This is a genomic window from Streptomyces sp. SP18CS02 (assembly GCF_036322365.1).
Classification (GTDB): domain Bacteria; phylum Actinomycetota; class Actinomycetes; order Streptomycetales; family Streptomycetaceae; genus Streptomyces.
This window is the reverse complement of sequence record NZ_JAQYXC010000269.1, coordinates 116,890-140,686: the sequence shown is the minus strand read 5'-3', so window position 1 is coordinate 140,686 and position 23,797 is coordinate 116,890. Positions and strand designations below refer to the sequence as shown.

Genomic DNA, 23,797 nt, shown 5'->3' with positions numbered 1-23,797 from the left:
GCCGGGCGCCTTCCGCGGCTCTGCTCGTACGAGAGCTGCTCGACCTCCTCGGTACGCACACCGGGATCCGCCGCGCGGGTGTCACCGCTCTGCTCGCGCACGACCGGCGGCACGGCTCGGAGCTCGCGCGCTCGCTGTTGCGCTACCGCGACGGCTTCGGCGACGTCACCCGCGTCGCGAAGCCGCCCGGCCGGTGCGGGAGCGGTGCGGGTACGGGCGTCAGTCGGCGTGGTGCGGTCTGCCGTGCACGGCGTCGAGCACCAGGGCCAAGAGCCTGTCGGGCTGTTCGGCGTCCTCGTCGCGGGCTGTGGACAGCGCGATACCGACGACGAGCTGGAGCAGGTCGTCGGCGGTCAGGTCGGCGCGCGCCGTTCCACGCCGCTGAGCCCGTGCGAGCAGTCCGGCCGCCGCTTCCACGATCCTTTGATGGCAGTCGAAGTCCAGCGCTGCGGGCGCTTCGACCATCAGCGCGCTGCCCATGCCGTGATGGACACGCGCATGGACGAGGAAGGCGCGCAGCCATCGCGCCAGGGCGTCGTCGGCGGAGTCCGAGGAGAGCAGTTCCTCCGCCTCCCCGCACAATGTCTCGATGCGTTCCGCGAGTACTGCGGCCAGCAGCGCCGTGCGGTTCGGGAAGTGGCGGTACAGGGTCCCAGGGCCGACGCCCGCGCGGCGGGCGATCTCGTTGAGCGACGCCGTGGGACCGAGTTCGGTGAAGACCTCCCGAGCCGTCGCCACCAGACGTTCCCGGTTGAGGCGGGCATCCGTGCGCCGCGGCCGCTCGGCGGGGGTGTGGTCATGCGTCGTCGTCATCGTCCGGTCCTTCGGTCGTCTCCCGGGATAGCCAAGCGGAGAGGTTCTCCGTATCGTATCGGACAGAAACCGGAGAACCTCTCCGGTTGAGTGTCCGAGGAGTACGGATGACGGGGAGCACACGGACAGGTCTCGGCCAGGTCGGGATCTGGACCTTCGCCTACGAGGGCCAGCCGGCCGGACGCGTGCGGGAATCGGCCGCCGAACTGGAGGAGTTGGGTTACGGAGCCATCTGGTACGGAGAGGCGTTCGGCCGGGACACGGTGGGCCAGGCGTGGCTGCTGCTGTCGGCGACCCGTCGGATCACCATCGCGTCCGGCATAGCGAACATCGCCTTCCGGGACCCGCTCGCGACCGCCGGCGCGGCGCGAACGATCGGCGAGGCGTTCCCCGGACGCTATGTGCTCGGCCTGGGCGGGCACCGGATCGACGACACCGTGCACGAGGTGTCCGGCTATCCCGTGCCGGCCCGTGGCAGGGCGCTGAGCACGATGCGCGGCTACCTGGACGCCATGGACGCCACCCCCGCCCATGGCCCGCGACCGGACCCGGCTCCACCCCGGGTACTGGCAGCCCTCGGCCCGAAGATGCTGAGGCTGGCGGCCGAACGCACATGGGGCGCACACCCCTACTTCGTGCCCGTCGAGCACACCGTGCGGGCGCGCCGGATCATGGGGCCGGACGCGTTCCTCGGGGTCGAGCAGGCCGTCGTGCTGGAGACCGACCCCGCCCGGGCCCGGGAGGTGGCCACGGCGCATGTCGCCGGATACCTCGCGGCGGCGCCGCACCAGGAGGCGAACGTACGACGGCTCGGCTTCGGTGACCAGGACATCATCGGCGGCCCGAGCCGTCGGCTGGTGGACGCGATCGTCGCCCATGGCGACGCGGACGCGGTCCTCCGACGTGTTCAGCAGCACCTCGACGCGGGAGCCGACCATGTCTGCCTGCAAGTGCTGACCGCTGACCCGGCCGCGCTGCCGGACCGGGAATGGCGTGAACTCGCCCCTGCCCTCCTGCCTCGCACGTCACGGCGGGCTGTCCAGGATTCGACAGCCATGTAGTGCCGCTCTCCCGGGCGGGAAGACGAACGCCACGAAGGCCACCCGCCTGCCGGGCCGCACCGCGACCGCAAGTCCCGCGCACTGGACGTCATCCTGCACGGCACCAACCAAGGGCGTGCCCCAACGCCTCCAGCCCGCCACAGATGGCGCTGGGCGGTCGCCGGGGGCATGTCCGTTCCAGGGCAGGCCTGAGCGACACCGCCTGCTTGGTGTCATCACCGGTGCGACACTGGCGGCGTGAGGGACACCGAACGGCAGACGGACCGGCGCCTGGAACGGGCCATTCTGGAGCTGTTGGAGCGTCGTGGCCCTGCCGCGTCGATCTGCCCCTCCGACGCCGCTCGGGCGGTGTACGGAGGGGACGACGACGGCTGGCGCGCGCTCATGGAACCGGCCCGCCGCGCGGCCCGGCGGCTGGTCACGGCCGGCGAGGTGGAAATCACCCAGGCCGGCCGCCCCGTCGAGCCGTCGGAAGCCCGGGGTCCGATCCGTATCCGCCGCGTCCGCTGACGGATCCCGGGCGGGGCGCCCCCCGGAGGGGCGAGCGGCCGTCTCAGGGGGTGGCTCGCCGGTCTTGCCGGGCTCGCGGCGTTCGGCATCGCCCCTCGCCGCGTTGCCGTCGGTCGACGACCGATCCGGCGGGATCGACAACGCACCCCTGGGGCACGCCGGCACCCGGCGGTCACCGCGCCCCGGCTTCCTCGGCCCATGGCGGGCCGCCGCCGAGGGCCGGGTTCCTGGTCGGCGGAAGGGTGGGGTCACATGTGCGCACGTCCGAATCAGCGGCCGGCGCGGCACACGGGCTGCCCGAGCCCGACGGAGCGGCACCTGGGCCGCCGCGGCACGGCGCCTTCGCCCCAGGGCATACGGCCCCCTTCGGCCGGGTTCCGCCGCGCCAACGGGGCTTCAGCCGGTCCCCGCGACCTCGACGGGGATGCCCAGTCGGTCGGCCACGGTGGTGAGCGCCGTTCCCAGGGGGAGCGCGACCCGGGTGAGGGCATGCTGGTCGCCGCGGGTCGGGTCCCGGTTGACGATCAGCACCGGCTTTTCGGCCTGGGCTGCCTGACGGACGAACCGGAGCCCGGACATCACCGTCAGTGAGGAGCCCAGGACCAGCACCGAGGCCGCGTCCCGGACCAGCTTGCGGCAGTACTCGATCCGCTGCGGCGGAACGGCTTCGCCGAAGAACACCACGTCCGGTTTGAGGATGCCGCCGCAGATCGCGCAGGGCACCACATGGAAGTCCCCGACCTGTTCGTCGGTGAGGTCGGCGTCACCGTCCGGGTTGATCCCGGCCGCCACCGGCTGGAAACCCGCATTGGCCTCCCGGAGCCGCCGGGCCAGTTCGCGGCGCGGGCTGAAGGTGCCGCAGGAAAGGCAGACGACGCGGTCCAGGCTTCCGTGGAGCTCCACGACGTCCTCGCTGCCGGCGGTCTGGTGCAGGCCGTCGACGTTCTGGGTGATCACACCCGAGAGCAGGCCCTGTCGCCCGAAGGCGGCCACGGCCCGGTGCCCGGCGTTGGGGCGGGCGCGGCCGAAGGTGCGCCAGCCGAGGTGGCTGCGTGCCCAGTACCGGCGCCTGGCCTGGGCACCCGAGGTGAAGTCCTGGTAGGTCATCGGGGTGTGCCGGCTCAGGCTTCCGCCTTCGCCCCGGTAGTCGGGGATGCCTGATTCCGTGGAGATGCCGGCCCCGCTGAGCACCAGCACACCGCCGGTGCGCAGCGCGTCGGCGACCGGCTGCAGATCCGTGGTGCCCGGCGGCAGGTCCTTGGCGGGGGTCCAGCTCAGAGTGGGGCGCATGCGCATACGGCCCAGGGTACGGATCGGGTTGTACTCGGCTCCACTGTTCGCGGCGGGTGAGCGCTCATGGCGGGAACAGGCCGCGGTGTCGTCCGCGAGGTGCCGGCGGTGCGCCGCGGGAGCGGGGCGGTGCCGCGGCGTCGCCAGGCGCAGCAGCGCGGTGCCAGGCCCCGGCCCCATCGGTGGGGGTGCGCCGATGGTGGAGCTCGTGCGGCCGGACCGGCTTCGTGTCGGATGCATCGGCCACATGGGCCGGGGCCCGTCCGGACGGTCGACGGGTCGACGGGTCGACGGGTCGACGGTTCGGCCGGGAGGTGGCGCGTGGCCGCGGGCAGAGGGGTGCGCTGTCGGTCGGTTGCCGATGGGGGGCACGGCCGGCACTCGGCACGGGTGTCGGGGTGGCCGGCGTGGGCAGGCGGGAAGCGCTCGGCTGCGTGCTCGTAGCGTCGGTGCGGTCCGGCAGCCATCGAGCCGGCCGCCGCTCGACCACCCTGCGGGTGACGGCCCGGCAGGGACATGCCGTCAGGCCGTACGCCCAGGCCGCCCCGGCCTGGGCGTACGGCCTGACGGCCGACGGACAGGGCCCACGGCCCACGCGGACGTCGTCCCCGTCCCGGCCTCCGCCCGCGCACCAGGTCTGCCGCGCGGCCCGCCCCGTCCGTCCGGGGAACGGACCCCGGGGAGTGGTGCACCGACGGGGAGTGGAGTCCGGGAAGTATCGGCGTCCGCCCGGAGGGCGTCGCGGTCCGGGCGGGACTTTCCCGGCACCCCCTGGAGAAGCGCACCGCTGATGGTGAGGGCGCAAAGGCCGGTGCGTCGCGAAGCCGACGGGCAACCGGCCGAGATGACTCAGGCCGACACCGGCGTCCTGATGTCGCGGCGGCGGCGAACTCCACTCCCCGTCGGTGCGGAGCTGGTCCTGCCTCTGCCGGTAACGGGCCGGTGCAGCGGATGCTCCCGGCTCTCGCGAGGTCACCGCCCGTATATCCTCAGGGAGTGACGCAGCGACCCCTCCCGCATGAGAGGCAGCCCGCCAACGAAGGGCCCAGGGCAGGTGCCCGCAACCGGGCCGCCCTTGTGGCCGCAGCCCGGGTCATCTACGCGGAGCAGGGGCTGAACGTGCCGCTGTCCGCCATCGCGAAGAGGGCGGGCGTCGGTCAGGGCGTGCTCTACCGGCACTTCCCCGACCGCGCCGCAGTGGTGATCGCCGTCCTGGAGGAGAACGTCTGCCAGATCGAGCTGGCGTCGGCAGCCGACGGCGCGGACATCGCCCGGCTTCTCGGAGTCCTTACCTGGCACCAGACGGAGTCGGCGGCTTTCGTCAGCGTGCTGCACGCCGACGGGGCGGGACGCCGGTCCGGTGTCCCCGACTGCGCCGTACCTCTCTCCCGGAGGGTCGAGCGGGCCCTGCGCAAGCACCTGCCGGCCGGGCACCCGCTCGCCGCCCGGCCCGATGACCTCATGATCGCGGTCGCCATGGTGTCCGGTGCTGTGGCCGGCCCCACGCGCGAGCACAGGGAGCGCCGCGCGCTGGCTGCCTGGCGGCTCCTCGGTGTCGATGTGGGACCGGTGCGGCCCTTCGGGCGGTGAGCCCGGGCTGTGTCAGCCGCCGTTGGACTGGCGGACCCCTTCAGCCAGTGCGTCGAAGGCGAACAGGTAGCCGCCGGCAGGCCCGCTGACGGTCATGTAGGCCCGCTTGCCGCCGGGCGTGATGGCCACGTTGGTCGCCGACTCGAGTCCCTGCGCGGCGCGGGCGGGAATCTCCACGGTCGCCAGGTGCTCGCCGTGCTTGCTGTACACCGCCATCGCGGGCCGGCCGTGCAGGCCCTGGTAGAGGTTGCCGTCGGCGTCCACGGCGATGGAGTCGGTCTGCGCGATCCCTCCGTCGACCCGGATCGCGGTGTGCCGGGACGCCACTCGGCCCTCGCCGTCCAGCAGCAGGTAGGAGATGCGGTTCTGCGTCAGCTCGCTGAACCACAGCCCTCGGTAGTCGGCGTCGAACGAGATGCCGTTCGGTGCTGACAGGCCGTCCGCCAGGACGGTGGCCCTCCTCCCGTCCCGGTCTATGCGCACCACGCGGCCGGTGGCCTTGCCCTCGGACATGCCGACCGAGTCACTGACGTACAGGTTGCCGTCCCGGTCGAAGGCGAGGTCATCGGGGTTCATCGGCGTTCCGTCGACCTCGCCGGAGAAGAAGACCCGCCGGCCGGTGCCGTCCGGGGCCAGGCTGACGATGTCGCCGTGGGAGAAGTCGGTCAGGTAGACGCGTCCGTCGTGTGGGCTGAACTGGGCGGAGGTGTACGTGCCGCGGTCGTCGGTGTGGAGCGCCTGCCCGGTCCTTTCCCGGACATCGACGCGCAGCACCTTCGGCTCGCCACTGGGCGCGGTGACGTCGACAACGAGCAGTTTGCCGTTCTCGTCGAAGGTCGGTCCCTCCAGCAGGGTCATCCCGGTCTGCTCGTGTACGTCCGTCAGCCGCATGAGCGCGTGCGCGGGGATCGTCCTGCCGCCGACGGGGCGGCCCGCCGCGTCCGCAGGGCTTCCGGCGGTTTCCACGCCGCACGCGGTGAGCGTCAGCATGCCGAGGGCGGCGAGTGAGGCGAGGGGGCGGGTCGGGAGTCTTCTCATGTCGATCACCGTTTCTGTCCGAAAGATGCGGAAGCGACTTCCCAGCTACCGGACAATGTTGTCCGGTTAGTTGTTACGGTAGTGCACGGCTGCTCAAGTCCCCTGTCTGCACGCCCAGTTCGCGGAACGGCGGCTCGACGGCAGCGAAGCGGAAGGAACGAGGCCCCCATATGACGCATGCGTCACACTTGCCCGTAGAAGCCCTTGCCGGGCTGAGGGAGCGCTACCTGTTCGAGAGGCAACGGCGGGTGCGGCCCGACGGCGTCCGGCAGTACCTCGGCGCCGACGCCCGGTTCGGCTACTTCGCCGAAGACCCGTACGCGGGCGAGGCGGCCGAGCGTGAGCCGCTGCGGGACCGCGTGGACGTCGCGGTCATCGGCGGTGGCTTCGGCGGCATCCTCGCCGGAGCGCGGTTGCGCCAGCGGGGCGTCGAGCGAGTCCGCGTCATCGACAAGGGAGGCGACTTCGGCGGCACCTGGTACTGGAACCGGTACCCGGGCATCCACTGCGACGTGGAGTCGCACGTCTACCTGCCGATGCTCGACGAGACCGGATACGTCCCGGAGTGGAAGTACGCGCCCGGCGAGGAGATCCGCCGCCACGCGGTGCGCATCGCGGAGAAGTCCGACCTCTACGCCGACGCTCTGTTCTCCACTACGGTCACATCGCTGACCTGGGACGATTCATCCGGGTCCTGGACCGTCACGACCGACCGCGGGGACGAGTTCAAGGCCTCCTACGTCGTCACGGCCACCGGCACCTTGTCCGAGCTGAAGCTTCCCGGCATCCCCGGCATCGAGAACTTCAAGGGCCACACCTTCCATACCTCGCGCTGGGACTACGGCTACACCGGCGGCACCCCGGACGGTGGCCTGACCGGCCTCGCGAACAAGCGCGTGGGCATCGTGGGTACCGGCGCCACCGCCGTCCAGGTCGTCCCGCTGCTGGCCGAGGACGCCGAGCACCTCCACGTCTTCCAGCGCACCCCGTCCACCGTGGACGTCCGCGCCAACCGGCGCACCACCGCTCAGGACGTCGGCGCCGACCGGCCCGGCTGGGCACGCGAGCGCCGCGACAACTTCCTGCGCATCGTCTCGGGCGGGTCCGTCGACGAGGACCTCGTGGCGGACCAGTGGACGGGGTCGGCCGGCCTGCTGGAGAAGCTACTGCCGAGCTTCCACCGCCCGGCGGACGGGGCGGTCTTCGAGGCCTCTTACGAGGTCGCCGACGCCGTCAAGATGAACGGGATCCGCGCCCGGGTCGATCGGATCGTCGCAGACCCGGACACCGCGGAGAAGCTCAAGCCCTGGTACCGGTATGCCTGCAAGCGGCCGACCTTCTCGGACCTGTACCTGCAGACCTTCAACCGTGCCAACGTCACCCTGGCCGACACGGCCGACACCCACGGCATCGAGCGCATGACCGAGCGCGGTGTCGTGGTCGGTGACACCGAGTACGAGCTGGACTGCCTGATCTTCGCCACAGGATTCTCCGTCGGCGTCTCCGGCATCCACTCCGGCAGACTGCCCGTGTACGGCCGGGACGGCGTCCAGTTGCAGCACGCCTGGCGACAGCAGGGGCCGCGCACGCTGCACGGGTTCACCAGCCACGGCTTCCCGAACCTGATCCAGCTGGGCGGCGTGCAGAGCGCCAGCAGCGTCAACTACACGCACATACTGGACGAGCACGCCGTTCACGCCGCCGCGCTCGTCGCCGCGGCCGAGGCGGGGCACGCCCTGATCGAGCCCTCCCGCGCGAGCGAGGACGCCTGGATCACCGCTCTGGCCCAGGGCGCCGCAGACCACGAGTGGTTCCACGCCGAGTGCACGCCCGGCTACTACAACGCTGAGGGGCGTGGCCGGCCGAACGGTCCGATCGCCTATCCCCACGGAGCCCCCGCCTTCCACGAGCTGCTGCACCGGTGGCGAGAAGAGAGCATGGACGAGGTGCTCCACGCGAAGACCGCCGCACGCGACCGGGGGGTGTGACCGGTTACGTCCCGCGCAGGGCGGCGGGCGCTCCCGCCCGCCGTCGGCGCGTCGCCCCTTCGCACGGGGCGGTCGCGGGCAGAGGGGTGACTCGGCTATAGTGGATCATGTGAGGCGGTCGCTGCGGCAACTGTCGTCCACGCGTTGGTCGTCCAAGGAAAGACACCCCGCTTCCTGTGGGGAAATGCAGGTGCAAGGCCTGCCCAGCGCTCCATACGGTCCCGTCCCGCTGTCGCGGGGCGGGACTTCTCACATGGTGCTCCCTCGACAGGCGGCCCGGCCCCCTCCCGACGGCGCCACCGGCGGAACGCCCGGGATGCCCCGCCTCCGTGGCGGCCGGTGCCGTGCGCGGGCGACGGCGACCGACCTCGGCCGGCCGCGGCGTCCGTGCGGTGACCCCCGGGGCGCACGGGCGCGACCGGCGAGGACCGGACGGCTCATGGGGACGGCACAGGGCAGCCGAAGGCAAGCACCCGCTCGCACAGCCGGCCCGTGACATGAGTGCCGGTGACCGAGACGTCAGTGAGCCACTCGGCAGCGATCAGCTGTGTCACCAGTTCGCGGAGCTCGGTGGTGTCCACGGCGCACAGCCCGGCCAGCGTCTCGATCTCCAGGCCCTGTCCGGAAGCCCCGAGACGCCCCTCGGCGTCGCTGTGCGCGGCGCAGGCCAGCGCGAGGAGCCGCCCTGCGGCGGGCAGCTTCTTCTTGCGCAGTTTGCGCTCCCCCACGACCTTCTGCGCCCATCCGGACAGCTTGGCCCGCGTCGTCTTCCCGAAGCCGAGCGGGCCGCGGCCCTCGTCGTGGGGGAGGAGGGAGGGCACGACGATGTGGGTGGGGTTGTCGGAGCCCGAGGCCAGGAGATCGGTCACGGTCCCGGGCAGCCGCAGCCAGCCTGTGTCGAGGACCTCTCGCAGGACCTGTTCCGCGTCGCCGAGCGGCCAGCCGGTCAGGTCCTGGCCGGTGACGTTGCCGCTTCCGTCGCGTGCGGTGCGCAGCGTCAGCATGAGCACCAGCAGGCGCCCCTCCGGGCCCGCAACCGGTGCGTGGTCGCGGACATGGGCGAGTACGGCCCGCGCGTGCTCCCACTGGCCCGGCGCGGTCAGCACGCGCGCGACCGCCCCCTCGGCACCCTGGCCGGTGCGCTGCTCGTGCTGAAGGCGGACATGGGCCGCCGCCTGCTCTGCGCGCAGTGCCTCGGCACGCAGGGTTTTGTCGCCGGTCACGTCCGCCCAGACGGTGAAGGCGTTCGCCTTGCGTTCGTGCAGGTCGGCCAGGAGCGCCAAGTCGGGTTCGCTGGACCGCTGGTAGGCACGGAACGCGTCACCGAGTTCGATGAGCTCGTCGCGCAGGGCCACCGGCCGCAGATCGTGCGGCACCGGGCGCTGCGCGATCTTCCCCCACCGCTTGGGCCGACGCGGCCTCGTCGCGGGCGCGGCGGCCCGGGCCGTGGGAAGCCGCTCGCCGCCAGGCACGTTCCCGCCGGGTGGTGTCGGCTCAGCTGCCGAGAAGACCGGGGCCCCCACCCCGCTCTCGCCGGCCCGCGCGGGAGCTTCGCCCCCGTCCGGGGTCCCGGAGGCCGTCGCAGGAGGAGCGGTGGCCACCACCTGGGCGGCGGGATGGGCGGCAGCGCAGCGTGAACAGCACTCCCACGCCCGCCACCAGCGACCGGCCGGGTCGGTGACCACGGCCAGCACCGTCGCCCCTCCGCACCGCCAGGCCGCGTCCGCGTGCCCCTGGGCGGCCCCCTCGGTATGCGCCTGGCAGCCTGCGGCCCGGCACGCGCACGCCGCCTCCCGTCGTGGTCCTGCGGCCGCCCGCAGATGAGCTCCCAGATGGGCAGCGGCGAACGACCGGCCCTGTGCGACGGAGCCCAGACGCCGCGGTGCGCAGGCGGGCCGGCTGCAGCTGACCTTCACCGCCATCACACCGCGCCCGGCGGCATCCAGTCGTACGGTCCACACCCGCCCCGTCACCCGCTCGCTCTCCACATCGGCCTGCGACATCAACCGCCCCTCTCCGCTCGACCGAACACCCGGAACTGCTGTCCGGCATCATCCGCCATCCGGCGGCCCCGGCGCAGGGCGCCGACCGCACGACGCCACGCCGTGACCACCCCATGCAGCCGGTCGACGCCCGGGCGGTGCCTCCCCGGCACGGCCCCTCGCCCGGGCGAAGCCCGGCCACCCGCCGCTCCAGAGTTCCGGCCGGGTCCTGCCCATGCCGTTCGACGATTCATGCCGATGCTCCGAGCCGATCACCCGTACGAGTACAGGGTTTCGATTTCTGTTCGGCATTGCGGGGAGGGCGAGGTGCGGTCAGCGCGGTCGCGTACCGACCGTCCTGTGCGCTGCCCGGACCGGCTGCCGGCAGAGATGTCCGCAGTGGCTCGACGTCCTTCACGGTGACGGCGGAAGCGTCATCGCCTCGGAACCGCACGGCGGACCGCACGGTCCCGCAGGGCACCTCTCCGAAGAAGAGGAGGAGCGGGCTCTCGCCGGACCGAACCGCCCGGGCCGGGGGCTCAAGGAGTTCGACCTCTCGGCCTTCCGAAGGCCGTGCGGGGTTCCTCCGGCCGGGATCCCTCGGCCGGTGACTCCGCTGACCGCCGCTCGTACGCTCATCACCCTGGTCGCGGCCGCGGTACGGCCGGTCAGGTCCGGACCGCGGCACGCAGGGCTCGCGCCAGCCACTCCAGCTCCTCGGTCGCGTCGGCAGACGCGTACTGTCCGCGCACGCGGGCGACGAGCCTGCGGTAACGCTCCGCACCGGCTTCGATCCCGGCCTCCAGGCACAACAGCACGGCGGCCCGATCGTCGTTCCCGAACAGCTGGGAGAGGACTTCGCCGGCTGCCGGCCCCTCAGCGGCGATCCCGCGTTCCCTGGCCGCCGCGACGGTCCCCACGACCTGCCTGGCCCACCAGATGGACGCCCCGGGGGGACGGCCCCGCCCCGGGACCGGGGTGCTCAGCTCCAGCATGGTGCGCATACGGGCACGGAAACCGGGGTCCCGCACCAGCTCGGCCAGGTCGATCCAGGCATCGACCTGCTCGGATGTGGGGTCGTCGGGAAGTTCGACACTGAAGGTGCGCATGCGGTCACGCAGGCGCGGGTCGATGTCCAGGCCGCCGAACACCTCCTCCTTGAACTCCTCGATGATCTGCCCGCGTTCGGCGGCGGAAAGCCGCGCCAACCGGTTCATCAGTGCTGTCTCCTCGGCGGTCGATCCACGTTTCGACACGGTGGACAGGACGGCCCGGCTCACCTTGAGGGAGCGGATCTGCGCGTCGAGCGCGGCCACGTGCGCGTCGGCGACCTCGGCGACCGTGGTGCGGCCGCTGAGGACGCGGCACACGGCATCGAGCCCGAGGCCCAGCTCCCGCAGGGTGCGGACCAGCTCGACCCGGGCCACGGACCCGGCGTCGTACAGCCGGTAGCCGCTCGCGGAGCGGGCCACGGGTGGCACCGCCCCTTCGTCCGACCAGAAGCGCAGGGTCCGCACCGGAATTCCGGTGCGGTGCGCGAGCCGGCCGATGGTGAGCGGATCGGGGCGTTCGTCTTCCATGGACAGATCCTGGACCCTCCAGCCGGTGGAGACTCAAGCGCCGGGGCGTACGAGCCGGTGGTTCTCGGTGGCGAGGGGTTCTCCGCCGCTTGCCCTGACACACCTGTGGGGCGGCAGCCGGGCAGGTGTGCGGGACGGGCACGCTCAGGGCCGACACGTCGCCCACCCCGTCCGCACGCCCGGCCGCGCGTCCCGCGAACGCCGCTCGGGCGGTCCGGCCACGGCGGCGCGTCCGGTCGGAGGGTTGCGGTGCGAGGCCGCGTGTGTCCGGCGGCGAATCAGCGCTCCGCCACAAGAATCACCTTGTGACGCTCATGCATGCACAGATCGCCCCGCCCGAGGGGCGCACCGCGGGCACCGACGTGCCCCTCCCAGGTTTCGCCGCCCGCACCCTCTCCGAACGGGACCGTCGTCTACTCGACCGCCGCGAGCACGTGCTGATCGGCCTGAGCCCCTTCAACGGGTACTACAAGCCCCCACTGATCCGCCGTCTGCTGGCCTGGTGCCACACCCGCTTCGAGCACCTTGACGTGTTCGTCCCCGGCTACGAGGCCGCGCACACGCTCACCAGTGCAGGCCTGGAACCCCGCGAGGCGGTCCACCGGGCCCGCCGCGCCACCAACCAACTGCGCAACGCCGCTCTGGGCGCCCTGCGCGACTGCGGCGTCGCCGAGGCCCACAGCCACGTCCACACCTGGACGACGCTGGCGAACCGTCCCGCGTACGCGCGGCTGCACGAACGGGTGCGGCGGGACTACGCACACGACCCTGTCATTCGCTTCGCCTGCCGGGAAACCGCGCGGGCGGCGGTGCGCACGCACACGTCCGAGGAGCCGAGCGAGCGGCAGATCGACGGGGCGGTCAGCTACCCGCTGGCCGAGCTTCCGCTGCTGCTGGACAGCCCCGCGATCTTCGACGTCGATTCGTCGGTGTTCGTGTACCACCGCGAGATGGAACCGTTCACGCCGCTGATCCTGGGACGCTCGGGCTCCGTGCGCCCCAGCGACGGGCAGGGGTTCGCGGTGCTCACGCCGGCCCTGCCCGGAGCCGGGCCGACCGAGAGGGGCGCCAGACCATGAGCCGCGCCGACGACTTCACTCCGCCGCTGGCCTACCCGTTCCTTCCGCCCGGACGGCTCGGCACCCCACCGCCCGCCATCGCGTGGGCACGCAAGCACCGCCCCGTGTGCCCGGTGATCCTGCCCAGCGGCACCCAGGTGTGGATGATCACGCGCAAGGACGACATCGGTTCCGTCTTCACCGATCCGCGGTTCTCCCGCGATCTGGTCCGCCCCGGCTGCCCCAGATTCGTCGGGGAGGACTTCACCGCGGTGCCCGGCGGCATCTTCAACGTCGACGGCGCCGACCACAGCCGTATCCGGCAGGTACTCGCGCCGCACTACACGCGGGGCGCCGCCGCCCGGCACGCCCCGATGATCGCCCAGCACGCGGAAGCGCTGCTCGACGCCATGGCGTCGGGTCCGGATCCGGCCGATCTGGTGGAGACGTACGCGGGCCCGCTGCCGCTGCGGGTGAGCTGTGACATCCTCGGCGTCCCGGTCCGGTCGCGCGCCGACTACCTGGACGCCTTCCGCACCCAGGCGAGCCTTGGCGTCACCGCCCTGGACGTCGAGGCGGCCACCGCGGCGACCATGGACCTGACCTCGCAGATCGTCAAGAACAAGCGCGCCAGGGGCGACACCTCCGGGCCGATCGGTTCGCTGATCGCGGCCGAGGCCGAAGGGGTGATCAGCGACGCGGAACTCCACGGCACCGTCTGCTATCTGCTCGTCACCGGCTCCGAGCCCCTCGTTCCCCCGCTGTCCGCGGGACCGGTCACCCTGATGCTCCACCGCAACCAGCTGGAACAATGCGTCGCCGACGAGAGGCTGTGGCCGCGGGCCGTGGACGAGGTGCTGCGCTACCACCACAACGGAGTCCTGGGTCTGCCCCGGATGGCCCTGGAGGACGTGACGCTGCACGGAGTGCGGATCCGGCGCGGGGAGGGCGTCTGCGCGCCGATGCTGGGCGCCACCTGGGACCCACGGCACTACCGCCATCCGGAGAAGTTCGACATCCACCGGGCGGAGGACGCCACCGCCACGTTCGGAGCGGGCCCGCACTTCTGCCTCGGCGCCTCCTTCGCCCGGGTGTTCCTCACCACCGCCTACGCGGCGCTGTTCCGCCGGTTCCCCGGCCTGTTCCTGACCGTCGCCGAGGACGACCTGCCGTGGCAGGACGACCTGGTGCTGTCCCGTCCGGCGAAGGTTCCGGTCTGCTGGTGACGTGCCGGGAGGTGGTGTGACGTCGCGTGCCGCGGTCGGCCGGCCCGGCCCCACCGGTCCGCGGCGGCACGGTCGGTCACGGGGCGGGCGTGGCTTCCGCGGGCCGGGGCACGGGCGACGCGGCGGGGGCGGGCGGCCTGTCGGCGGCCGGCGCGAGTCCGGCCAGGCGCGGCACAAGGTCGCCCGGCTGAGGCATCGAGGCGATCTCCAGCCGCACCCGTTCGCAGGCCCGGTGCACGGCCGGGTCGTCGAGCACACGCTCCAGCGCGTCGCGCACCTCGCGCACCCCGGGCCTGGTGCGGGGGATCGCGACGCCGATGCCCGCGTCGCTCACGGCCTGTGCGTTGAGCGGCTGGTCGGCGACCTGCGGAATGACCAACTGCGGAACGCCCTGGGCGCAGGCCGTGAACGTGGTGCCTGACCCCCCGTGGTGGATCAGGGCCGCACAGCCCGGCAGCAGCGCGCTCAACGGCACCCAGCCGACCCGCCGGACGTTGGCGGGCAGCGGCCCGTCGGTACCGGTGGCGGAGCCGGTAGCGAGGACGACCTCGGCTCCGGTGGGTTCGAGCGCCGCCAGGACGGCGTCGAGGGTGGGTCCCATGCCGTGCTGGTCGAGCACCGACCCCCAGGTCACGCAGACCCGGGGGCGCACCGCTCGCCGCTGGAGCCAGCCGGGCAGGACGCCGCCACCGTTGCACGGCACGAAGCGCAGGGGCCACCCGTTCCGGCCCGCCCCCTCCGGACGCAGGCTCGGCGGGCACACATCGAGCACGGCGGCCGACGGAGCGGGCCGCTCCGGATGCAGGCCGGGGAAGTCGGGGTGGGGCAGACCGATCCCGACCCGTACCGAGGGCACCCCGGCGCGGGAGGCGGCGAGCTGACCGCCGCACAGGAACGTGGTGTACAGGACGAGATCGCCGCCCCAGTCCCGGATCACCCTGGCGGTCCGGTCGACGGTGCAGGCCACCAGGTGCAGCAGCAGGTCGTCCGGTCGGTCCGTGTCCTCTCCCGGATCCGCGAACCGCCGCCAGGCGGAGGAGAGGTCGTGTCCGTCGGGACGCGTCTCCATCTCACGTGCGGCGAGCCGCCGGTACGCGGCGTACGCCTCGCCGTCGTCCGACACGTCGACGGCGGCGAACCCGAGGCGCTGCGCCATGTCGAGGCTGGGACCGGTGGTGGCGACCAGCACCTGGTGACCCGCCGACACGGCGGCCCACGCCACCGGAACCGCAGGCAGCAGGTGCCCCATTCCGGGTGCGGCTGCGACGACGATGCGCACGTCGAACTCCTTGGGGAGGGGAGGGACGGGGGTGCGGTATGAGAGCACCGTAACGCGGCAATCTATCAAGAGTCCGGATATGCCGTTTTAGGACTGCTATGCAGGCTTCGTTCAGTTCCCTGCGCGCGAGGAGCGCCGATGTCGCCGTCCAACCACCGCGTTCCGACTCTTCCGTCGCTCACCGGGCTGCGGTTCGCCGCCGCCTTCGGGGTGTGGCTGTCGCACGCCGCGTTCCTGAACCCCGCGCCCTGGGGGCAGGCCCTGCCGGTGCTGATCGCCCTCGGCCCGGCAGGGGTCTCGCTGTTCTTCGTCCTCAGCGGCTTCGTGCTGACCCGTTCGGCGAGACCTGATGACACCCCGCGCGCCTTCTGGCGCCGACGCGCCGTCAAGGTCTACCCGGGGCACCTGACCGCATGGGCCGCCGTCACCGCGCTCACGGTCGCGGCGGGCCTCGCCGGCGCCTTCACCCTGACGGACTTCCTGCCGGGGATCCTGCTGGTGCAGACCTGGCTGCCCGTTCCCGACCACCTCATGGCCGGGAACATCATCTCCTGGTCGCTGTGCTGCGAGGTCTTCTTCTACCTGATGTTCCCCCTGCTGCTGCGCCTGGTGAACCGCATCCCCGCTCACCGGCTCACGGCTGCCGCGATCGGCGCGGCCGCGGTGGTCTGGCTGTGCCCCGTCGTCTCCTCCGTCTTCGACGGCCCGCGGCTGCCCGGCTTTCCGCTCGAACTGCCCGCCCACCAGACGTGGTTCGTCTACTTCTTCCCACCGTGCAGGCTCCCCGAGTTCGTCCTCGGCATGCTCCTCGCCGCCGGACTGCGTTCCCCCGTCGCCCCGCCGCGCCGGGCCGGCGTCCGCGCCGCCGCGGCGCTGCTGCTCGGCGCCCTGACGGTCGGCACCCTGGTCCTGCCACCGGCCTTCACCTTCGCCGCGGCCGGGATCATCCCGACGGCGCTGCTGATCCGGTCGACGGCGGTGTCGGACCTTCACCACGCCCCCTCCCTGCTGCGAACCCGTGTGATGCTCTTCCTCGGCGAGATCTCCTACGCGTTCTACCTGACGCACACCTGCGCACTGCTGGCGGTCCACCAGGGCCTGCGGCTTCTGGGGCAGAAGGACTTCGGGCCGCTCGCGATGTGCTGTGGTCTGATGGCCTCGGTGGCGTTGGCCTGGCTGTTGTACATCGCGGTCGAACGGCCGTGCATGCGCCGCTTCGCGGAGCCCGGCGGCATGAGGAGGCAGCGGCTCGCGGCGGCGGCACCGACGGGCCGACCGGTGGCGCCCCACTGACCGCCCGGTGAGCCCGGGCCGCCCCGGCCGCCGATGCAGCCACCCCGGGCGGCCGCCTTCCCGGGCGCCGGGCGTTGGGGCGGGGGAACGGACGCTCTCGGCGGGGGAACGGACGCTCTCAGCGGGCGCGACAATAGAGCCATGGTCATGGCAAGGCGCTTGTATGCCTCTTCTCCCGTCGTGGACGGTCTGCCGTTGCTGGCGGAGCCGGAGTTCTGGGCCGCACATCTGGCCGACCTGTACGACGGCGCGCTGGTGGAGTCCTTCGGTGTGGATGTGGCGGACGTCGAAGTCATGCTGGACCGCCTGGCCGACAAGGCCGCCTGGCCGATGTTCCGCATCCCGCTCGCGGGCGGACACACCGTCCTTGTGCACTACAACAACGGTGAGGAGTACACCTCCACGGACTTCTTCCTCGTGCACCCCGCCTGGCGGGCGAACGAGCTGGTCCTGGCCAGCACCGACGCGGACCGGATCGGCCCGGGCCTGTGCTGGGCCGAGCTCGCCGCACTCCTCGACGCCCCGGGGGACGGGGAAGGCGTGACCGACCCGCATGCCCGGCTGCTCCTGCTGCTGCCGGTCCTGGGCGACACGAACGTCCCGGCGGGAGCCGTCACCCGGGTCCAGGAGGCGCTCGTCGCCCAGGGCGCCGCCCACGCCTGTGAGCCACTGGCCCGCCGGCTCCTCAAGGGCCACCCCATGTGGGGAGCCGCCCCCTGGTCGTACGACGGGGACGAGCGCGCCTGGATCTGCGAAGGTGCGCACAGCCCTCGCAAGACGCCACTGGGCGATCACCTCCCGGCCTCGCACCGCACGGCGCTGGAGGACTGCCTCACGCCGTGGGAGGCCTGACCCAGGCGGCACCGGCCGTACCTTTCCGGCAGGCCGGTCACGAACCGCCCGCTTGCCCCGTCCTGGCGCGGCTGGGCCCTGTTGCCCGCGGCCCCGGCGGATCGGCCGTCCAGCTTTGCGCGCTCCGCTGGGCAACCGCACGCTCCGCGACGGGATCAGAGGCACGGCACGGTGGCCGGTGTCGCACGGTGGCCGGTGTCGCGGCAACGCCGACCAGCGGGCCGCGGACAGCGCACCGAAGGGCGGGAGGGTGGCCCCGGCGGCGAAGCCTGCCGACATCAGGGGCACCGCGGGCGCTCCCGGCACGGCCAGTGCGACCAGGGCGGCGATCGCTCCGGCGTGGGCGCACAGCGGAGGGATGAGGACGCGCGGCTGTCCGAAACGGTCCATGAGGGGAGCCGTTCGCGGGCCCAACAGGGTCTCCGCCACTGCGAACGAGCCGACGACCAGGCCGGCCACCCCGAAGGACCCGTACGTGGCATGGATCAGCCAGACCATGCCGAGACCCGCCATGGCCACCCCGACCCGGGCCGGAGCCGCGGCAAGGAAGAAGGCCGCCGCGCCGGGTGTCCGCAGGACAGAACGGTAGGACGCGCTTCCGGTCCCAGCCACATGGTGGAGCGAATCCCCCGAGGGACGGCGGACATCCGGTGCGGACCGACGGAACCAGTGCCGTGGTGTCACGGCGAACCTTCCGCTGCCGGGTGGGACGGTCCGGGGGAGCGCCGCCCGTCGCGGGCACGGCCCCGGCCGCCAGGAGTCGCCCATGGTGACGCAGAACGGGCGGAATCGAAGCGCGCGTCGGCGTCGGCTCCAGCGCCGGCAGAAACGTTGAGTGCTGAGATCGGGGATTCGAGATCGACAGGCGGACAGGGCAGAAGGAGACACTGGCGGCGGTGCGGGGCGGAAGGAAGACCGCCCGGAGAAAGGGCCCGCCGCGACGTCAAGCGTCCGAACGGCTGACGGCACACCCTGAGCGGCCCGCGAGCCAGACGGCGATCCGCTCCTTGAACTCGCGGTCGACGTAGGGACTGTCGCGAAGCCCGATCCCCTCCAGATACCGCAGGATGTTCTCCGATCGGTCCGGGTGGCGCACCGCGATCACGTCGACGCCGATCTCGCCCGTCGAGGCCTTGACGTACACGCTGCCGTCGAGAGCCATCATGGCGAAGCCCGGACGGCCCGCGTGTACGCCCAGGAACGCCGATGCCGCGCCCCGGCCCATGATGTCCCAACGGTCCAGGAGGCGGACCCGGGCCCAGAGGTACGGCGCGGTGCGGCTGCCGCTGTACGGGTCGCGCAGGGCGGCCTGGTGCGTGCGGGTGCCCTGGGGGAGCTGGACGAGGAACTCGCGCCGGTCATCGAGGAGTCCCGAGGAGACGGCGAGGTCGTACCAGTCCTCGTTGAGCCGCTCGACGAGCCGTGGGGTGTCGTACCGGTGGGAGAATCCGCCGGCCATGTCCTCGGCCCGGTATCCGGCGACGAACGGCATCGTGCCGTCCGGCACGGCGTCCGGGATCACCTCCAGGCCGGCCCGCCGCAGCGGCCGTAACACCTTGCGGTCGCGCTCCTGGATACCCACAGGTCAGTGTTCTACCAGGGCCGGCACGCCGAGGAAAACCGGCCCGGGCCCGCACCGGCACGCGGCTGTGGACGGTCGACGCCGACCGGCCCCCAGGCTGTTACGGCGGCGAGCCCGCCCAGAACCGGCAGATCGCCGCCGGCCGCGCGGTGTTCGGCCACGCGGTGTTCGGCCGCGGGGGAGCGACTCGGCGGCACCGGCACCCTCACGCCGCGGCAGCCGGCCCATGGGCTCGTCGTTCGGCACAACACGGTGCGCGCGGAGTTCGCACCGGGCCGGATCGCCGTGCACGAGAAGTGGTACCGCGCCGACGATGCCCCCCGCTGTCCCAGCGGCGACGCCACCGCTGTCCGGACCCGTGGAGGCGACCGGCTCACACCCGGCGATCCCCGCATCACCTCGTGAGCGCCGTGCGGCCGGCGGGGCACCGGCGCGGGAAAGCGCGTCCACGCGGCGAAGTGGACGCTGCTGCCTGGCCGGACAGGTCCCCCGACGGCTGTCACGGACCACGCCAACGCCCCGACCAGGAACGGCCCGGGCCGGCGCGGGACACTGCCGGCGGAGGGACGGGTCCGCGTGGTTCACGCCGACCCGCCCGGCCTTCTCAGCTGACGGCGCCGACCAGCAGTTTCGCGGCCTGCATCGCTCCGTCGATGCGGACCGTGCCGGCCACGGTCTTCGCCCGGGCGGCGGTTTCGGGAGCCAGGGCCGTCCCGAGCGCGGCCGACAGGGACTCGACGGTGGGCACCGGACCGTCGTGGGCCACGCCGATGCCCAGCTCGGCCACCCGGCCGGCCCAGTACGGCTGGTCAGCCAACTGGGGCACCACCACCTGGGGAGCGCCGGCCCGAGCGGCCGTCGTCGTCGTACCCGCGCCGCCGTGGTGCACGACGGCGGCCACCCTCTCGAACAGCTGCTGGTGGTTGACCTCGCCGACGGCGAAGCAGTCGTCCCGGTCGTCGATGAGGCCCAGATCCGCCCAGCCACGCCCGACGAGGACCCGGCGGCCCTTCCCGCGGACCGCCTCGATGGCCACTCGGGCCGCGTCCTCCCCCGCGCGCACGGCCATGCTGCCGAAGCCCACGTACACGGGTGGCTCGCCGGCGTTCAGGAAGGCCACCAGCTCCGCCGGGAGCGGCCGATCGTCCGGCAGCACCCACGCGCCGGTCTGTACGACGTCGAGGTCCGGCGTCTCCAGCCACGGGTCCAGCGCAGGGTCCGTCGCCAGCCACGGCCGGTCGCCGAAGGCGTAGTCGCGGACCCCGTCCACCGGGGGCAGGCCGATCGACGCCCGGCAGGTGTTGAGCGCCTCACCGAACAGCGCGTCGATGCTCCGGGCGTCCAGTTCCCACAGTGCCCGGTTGTCGGACACCTCCGGCGGGAACGGCCGCCCCGGGTACGCCAGCGGCGGGCGCTGCGGCGAGGGCAGGGTCAGCTGCTGGAAGATCACGGACACGCAGCCGATGCCCAGCTTCTCGGCCACCGACCGAGCCCCGGCGATGGCCGGCATCGCCCCCGTCGCCACCAGCACGTCGCACCCCTCTGCCGCCGGGGGTATTACCTCGAACTGACTGGCAATCAGTTCGGCCGCACGCTGGGGCAGATTGCCCTTCGACGGCGGCGGTGCCCCGGTCGTCAGCGCGCGCGCCGACTGCCCGACACCCACCATGGGTACGCCGACCCCGGCCAGCCGCTCCGCGAAGTCCTCGTCCGGCGGCGCGCACACCCGCACCTCCGCGCCGAGTTCCCGCAACCGCACCGCGAGTCCCACCAGTGGTTCGACGTCCCCACGTGACCCATACGTCGACAACAGCACACGCACTTCGTGCCTCTCCTCTTTCCATGGTTCCCTGGTCAGGCACCCCATCATGAGGTACGGCCCGGAGTGATGACCGTCCGGACCCGTTCACGGCGGGTGGAGGGCTCCCGGCCGGTCGCGCCGGCATCCACCGTGACGGTCCAGGTGCCGGGTCCGGTACTGCCCGGCTGGAGGTCAGGCCGGTCATGGTGGCGTTCGGGCAGATGGTGACATCGTCGGTCGGGGGAGTGATGACACGTACGCCGTGTTCCCGTCCCGGCCGGTGCCGAAGCCGTCGTCGGTCATGGCCGCCTTCGAGCCGAGTGGGTGCGGATTCTCGCGACGCGCGAGCGGGCCCCCCTGACCGGGGGACCCGCCTGACCTCTGCCCCTGCCGGCTGTTCACATCCGACGCAGTGCCGAGCGGCCCGCGAAGCGCGCCGAGTCGCCCAGTTCCTCTTCGATCCGGATCAGTTGGTTGTACTTCGCCGTGCGGTCCGAGCGGGAGAGCGAGCCGGTCTTGATCTGACCGCAGCCGGTCGCCACCGCCAGATCCGCGATGGTGGTGTCCTCCGTCTCGCCCGAGCGGTGCGACATGACAGCCGTCCAGCCCGCCTCGTGGGCCGTGGCCACCGCGCCCAGTGCCTCGGTCAGGGTCCCGATCTGATTGACCTTGACCAGCACCGAGTTGCCGACACCGGTGCGGATGCCCTCGCGCAGCAGAGTCTCATTGGTGCAGAACACGTCGTCGCCGGTGAGCTGGCAGCGGTCGCCCACGCGGGCGGTCAGCTCGCGCCAGCCGTCCAGGTCGTTCTCCGCCATCGGGTCCTCTACGGAGACGACCGGGTAGGCGTCGATGAGCTTGATGAGGTGGTCGGCGTGCTCGGAGGGAGTGCGGCGCACCCCCTCGCCCGCGTAGTCGTACACCCCGTCGCGGAAGAACTCCGACGACGCGGGGTCCATGACCAGGCCGATGTCCGTACCGGGGCGGTAGCCGGTGCGCTCGATGGCGGTCATCACGAAGTCGAGCGCCTCCTCGGCGGTACGCAGCGCGGGCGCGAAGCCCCCCTCGTCGCCGACGCCCGTGGAGTGACCGGCGGCCAGCAGATCGCGGCGCAGGGTGTGGAAGATCTCGCTGCCCATGCGGACGGCCTCGGCGAAGGTCTCCGCGCCCACGGGCGCGATCATGAACTCCTGGAAATCCAACGGATTGTCGGCGTGGGCGCCGCCGTTGACGATGTTCATCATCGGCAGCGGCAGGAGGTGGGCGTCGGCGCCGCCGAGGTAGCGGTAGAGGGGCCGGCGGTGGGCCGCGGCGGCGGCCTTGGCGGCGGCGAGGGAGACGCCGAGTATCGCGTTGGCGCCCAGCCGGGACTTCGTGGCGGTGCCGTCGAGGGCGACCAACGCGGCGTCGAGACCCGTCTGGTCCGCCGCGTCCCGGCCGCGCACGGACGCCGCGATCTCCCCGTTGACGTGGGACACCGCGCGGTCGACGCCCTTGCCGTGCCAGCGCGTGAAGTCGTCGTCGCGCAGTTCCACGGCCTCCCGGGCACCGGTGGAGGCGCCGGAGGGGACAGCCGCGCGCCCCAGGGAACCGTCCGCCAGGACGACGTCGACCTCGACCGTGGGGTTGCCCCGGCTGTCGATGATCCGGCGGGCGGTGACGGTCTCGATGGTGGCGTTGACGGTTCCGGCGGCCTTTGCGGACATGGAAGGTCCTTCCCGTTGTCGTGTGCCGTGGCTTCGGCTGCGACGACGTTGGCGCTGAGCCCGACAGAAAAACCATACAGCAATGCTGATCAGTTTGGCTGTTCAGCGTTGCTGTGCAGGTCAGGTGCACGGCTCTGCCGACCAGCGGGGTAAAGTGCCCTATGCCCACCTCGGAAGCCGCCGCCATCGCCGCCGAACTGCGCACGGCGATGGGCAAGCTCACCCGACGCGTCACACACGAGGACCGCATCCCGCTGGGTCAGGTCGCCGTGCTCGGTGCACTCGACCGCCACGGCGCCATGACCACCAGCGACCTCGCCGCCGATCAGCGCGTACGCCCCCAGTCGATGGCCCGGGCGGTGGGGCTGCTCATGGAGCAGAACCTGATCACACGCCGGGCGCATCCCACGGACGGCCGCAAGTCGCTGGTCGAGCTGTCGGACGCGGGCCGGGCCGCCCTCGAAGCGGAGCGCGGCCGCAGGGTCGGTTGGCTCGCGCAGGCCATTGAGGCCGAACTCACGGATGAGGAGCGGACATTGCTGGCACGGAGCGCCGCCCTGCTGGAGCGGCTCGCCACACGCCACTAGTCTCGCCACATCGCTGAGGGGCGCATCCCGGATCTGCGGGCGGACCCGGCCCGGGCGCTGAGGATCAGCGGCGTGGCCGTCGTGCCGGCCGCCTTCCTCTCCCTCGCTTGGGGGCCGCGGATCTCGGCGCTGCTGATTGCGCACGGAGCGCCGGACGCCGACCCGGTCCGCCGTTGGGCAACACGCTGCAGGCGTTCGGGCTCGGGCTCATCCCGTTCTCCGCCCAGCACCCGCTGTTACGCGGCTTCTGTGCCCTCGGGGGCACCCGCACTCCGTTTTTCACGGCGGCCTGGATCGCGGTCGTGAACATTGCCCTGGCCACCCGCCTGTCATCTGCTGCCGCCCGCCCGGTGGGCGGCAGTCGGCATGGCGGGCGCCCACACCCTCCTACGCGGCCGGCCTCACGCCTCACCGCGATCCTGCCGCGCAGGCGGCCCTGGGGCACCTCCTCCTTGCCCGGGAGTGAAGATCAATGCGTTGCGTCGCCTGCCCGGGGTGCGTTGAGTCCAGGTGAACGACGCGAGGAGGCGTGCTTCCGGGCTCTGACCCGGGTGCCGTCGT

General features: G+C 72.6%; 18 protein-coding genes. 9 read left to right on the top strand and 9 right to left on the bottom strand.

The window, feature by feature from the left end; translation table 11 throughout:
* Positions 1-219: 219 nt before the first annotated feature.
* Positions 220-813 (bottom strand): TetR/AcrR family transcriptional regulator, encoded by a 594-nt coding sequence (locus PUR26_RS10005; RefSeq protein ID WP_329871269.1) that lies wholly within the window; start codon positions 811-813, stop codon positions 220-222.
* 107 nt (positions 814-920) lie between these two features.
* On the opposite strand from PUR26_RS10005, the gene PUR26_RS10000 reads away from it, so the two are divergent.
* The gene (locus tag PUR26_RS10000) at positions 921-1,874 is read left to right on the top strand and encodes a TIGR03620 family F420-dependent LLM class oxidoreductase (protein WP_329871267.1); all 954 of its coding nucleotides are present in this window, start codon (positions 921-923) and stop codon (positions 1,872-1,874) included.
* 237 nt (positions 1,875-2,111) lie between these two features.
* Positions 2,112-2,384, top strand: coding sequence for a DUF3253 domain-containing protein (locus PUR26_RS09995; RefSeq protein WP_329871265.1), 273 nt, complete (start codon positions 2,112-2,114; stop codon positions 2,382-2,384).
* Between the two features lie 396 nt (positions 2,385-2,780).
* On the opposite strand, the gene PUR26_RS09990 is transcribed toward PUR26_RS09995, so the two are convergent.
* Positions 2,781-3,680 (bottom strand): NAD-dependent protein deacetylase, encoded by a 900-nt coding sequence (locus PUR26_RS09990; RefSeq protein WP_329871535.1) that lies wholly within the window; start codon positions 3,678-3,680, stop codon positions 2,781-2,783.
* A gap of 990 nt (positions 3,681-4,670) precedes the next feature.
* Between PUR26_RS09990 and PUR26_RS09985 the strand changes: the two genes are divergently transcribed.
* Positions 4,671-5,264 (top strand): TetR/AcrR family transcriptional regulator, encoded by a 594-nt coding sequence (locus tag PUR26_RS09985; RefSeq protein WP_329871263.1) that lies wholly within the window; start codon positions 4,671-4,673, stop codon positions 5,262-5,264.
* 12 nt (positions 5,265-5,276) lie between these two features.
* Here the strand turns inward: PUR26_RS09985 and PUR26_RS09980 are convergent, their stop codons facing one another.
* Positions 5,277-6,302: an SMP-30/gluconolactonase/LRE family protein gene (locus tag PUR26_RS09980; RefSeq protein WP_329871261.1), complete on the bottom strand. Its 1,026-nt coding sequence runs from the start codon at positions 6,300-6,302 to the stop codon at positions 5,277-5,279.
* Positions 6,303-6,472: 170 nt separating this feature from the next.
* Here PUR26_RS09980 and PUR26_RS09975 point away from each other — a divergent pair, with 170 nt between their 5' ends.
* Positions 6,473-8,290, top strand: a complete 1,818-nt coding sequence (locus tag PUR26_RS09975; protein ID WP_329871260.1) for a flavin-containing monooxygenase — start codon at positions 6,473-6,475, stop codon at positions 8,288-8,290.
* A gap of 437 nt (positions 8,291-8,727) precedes the next feature.
* Here PUR26_RS09975 and PUR26_RS09970 read toward each other — a convergent pair whose 3' ends face one another.
* Both PUR26_RS09970 and PUR26_RS09965 read right to left on the bottom strand, forming a co-directional pair.
* A complete protein-coding gene (locus PUR26_RS09970; RefSeq protein WP_329871258.1) occupies positions 8,728-10,293 on the bottom strand; it encodes a hypothetical protein in 1,566 nt (521 codons plus the stop codon).
* Between the two features lie 647 nt (positions 10,294-10,940).
* Entirely contained in the window at positions 10,941-11,852 is a 912-nt protein-coding gene (locus tag PUR26_RS09965; RefSeq protein ID WP_329871256.1) for a helix-turn-helix domain-containing protein, read from the bottom strand.
* A gap of 314 nt (positions 11,853-12,166) precedes the next feature.
* Between PUR26_RS09965 and PUR26_RS09960 the strand changes: the two genes are divergently transcribed.
* Both PUR26_RS09960 and PUR26_RS09955 read left to right on the top strand, forming a co-directional pair.
* A complete protein-coding gene (locus tag PUR26_RS09960) occupies positions 12,167-12,931 on the top strand; it encodes a tRNA-dependent cyclodipeptide synthase (RefSeq protein ID WP_329871533.1) in 765 nt (254 codons plus the stop codon).
* Positions 12,928-14,136, top strand: a complete 1,209-nt coding sequence (locus PUR26_RS09955; RefSeq protein ID WP_329871255.1) for a cytochrome P450 — start codon at positions 12,928-12,930, stop codon at positions 14,134-14,136. The genes PUR26_RS09960 and PUR26_RS09955 overlap by 4 nt, the downstream gene beginning before the upstream one ends.
* Before the next feature lie 76 nt (positions 14,137-14,212).
* Here PUR26_RS09955 and PUR26_RS09950 read toward each other — a convergent pair whose 3' ends face one another.
* Complete coding sequence (locus PUR26_RS09950; protein WP_329871253.1) at positions 14,213-15,415, bottom strand: nucleotide disphospho-sugar-binding domain-containing protein; 1,203 nt, start codon at positions 15,413-15,415, stop codon at positions 14,213-14,215.
* 138 nt (positions 15,416-15,553) lie between these two features.
* On the opposite strand from PUR26_RS09950, the gene PUR26_RS09945 reads away from it, so the two are divergent.
* Positions 15,554-16,708 (top strand): acyltransferase family protein, encoded by a 1,155-nt coding sequence (locus PUR26_RS09945; protein ID WP_329871251.1) that lies wholly within the window; start codon positions 15,554-15,556, stop codon positions 16,706-16,708.
* A 147-nt stretch (positions 16,709-16,855) separates the two neighbouring features.
* Complete coding sequence (locus tag PUR26_RS09940; RefSeq protein ID WP_329871249.1) at positions 16,856-17,560, top strand: hypothetical protein; 705 nt, start codon at positions 16,856-16,858, stop codon at positions 17,558-17,560.
* Between the two features lie 943 nt (positions 17,561-18,503).
* Here PUR26_RS09940 and PUR26_RS09935 read toward each other — a convergent pair.
* The 3 genes from PUR26_RS09935 to eno form a co-directional block, all read right to left on the bottom strand.
* Positions 18,504-19,142, bottom strand: a complete 639-nt coding sequence (locus tag PUR26_RS09935) for a hypothetical protein (RefSeq protein ID WP_329871247.1) — start codon at positions 19,140-19,142, stop codon at positions 18,504-18,506.
* A gap of 604 nt (positions 19,143-19,746) precedes the next feature.
* The gene (locus PUR26_RS09930) at positions 19,747-20,964 is read right to left on the bottom strand and encodes a glycosyltransferase (protein ID WP_329871245.1); all 1,218 of its coding nucleotides are present in this window, start codon (positions 20,962-20,964) and stop codon (positions 19,747-19,749) included.
* A gap of 377 nt (positions 20,965-21,341) precedes the next feature.
* Positions 21,342-22,649: a phosphopyruvate hydratase gene (gene eno / locus PUR26_RS09925; protein ID WP_329871243.1), complete on the bottom strand. Its 1,308-nt coding sequence runs from the start codon at positions 22,647-22,649 to the stop codon at positions 21,342-21,344.
* Between the two features lie 161 nt (positions 22,650-22,810).
* On the opposite strand from eno, the gene PUR26_RS09920 reads away from it, so the two are divergent.
* Positions 22,811-23,236 (top strand): MarR family winged helix-turn-helix transcriptional regulator, encoded by a 426-nt coding sequence (locus tag PUR26_RS09920; protein ID WP_329871242.1) that lies wholly within the window; start codon positions 22,811-22,813, stop codon positions 23,234-23,236.
* Positions 23,237-23,797 lie beyond the last annotated feature (561 nt).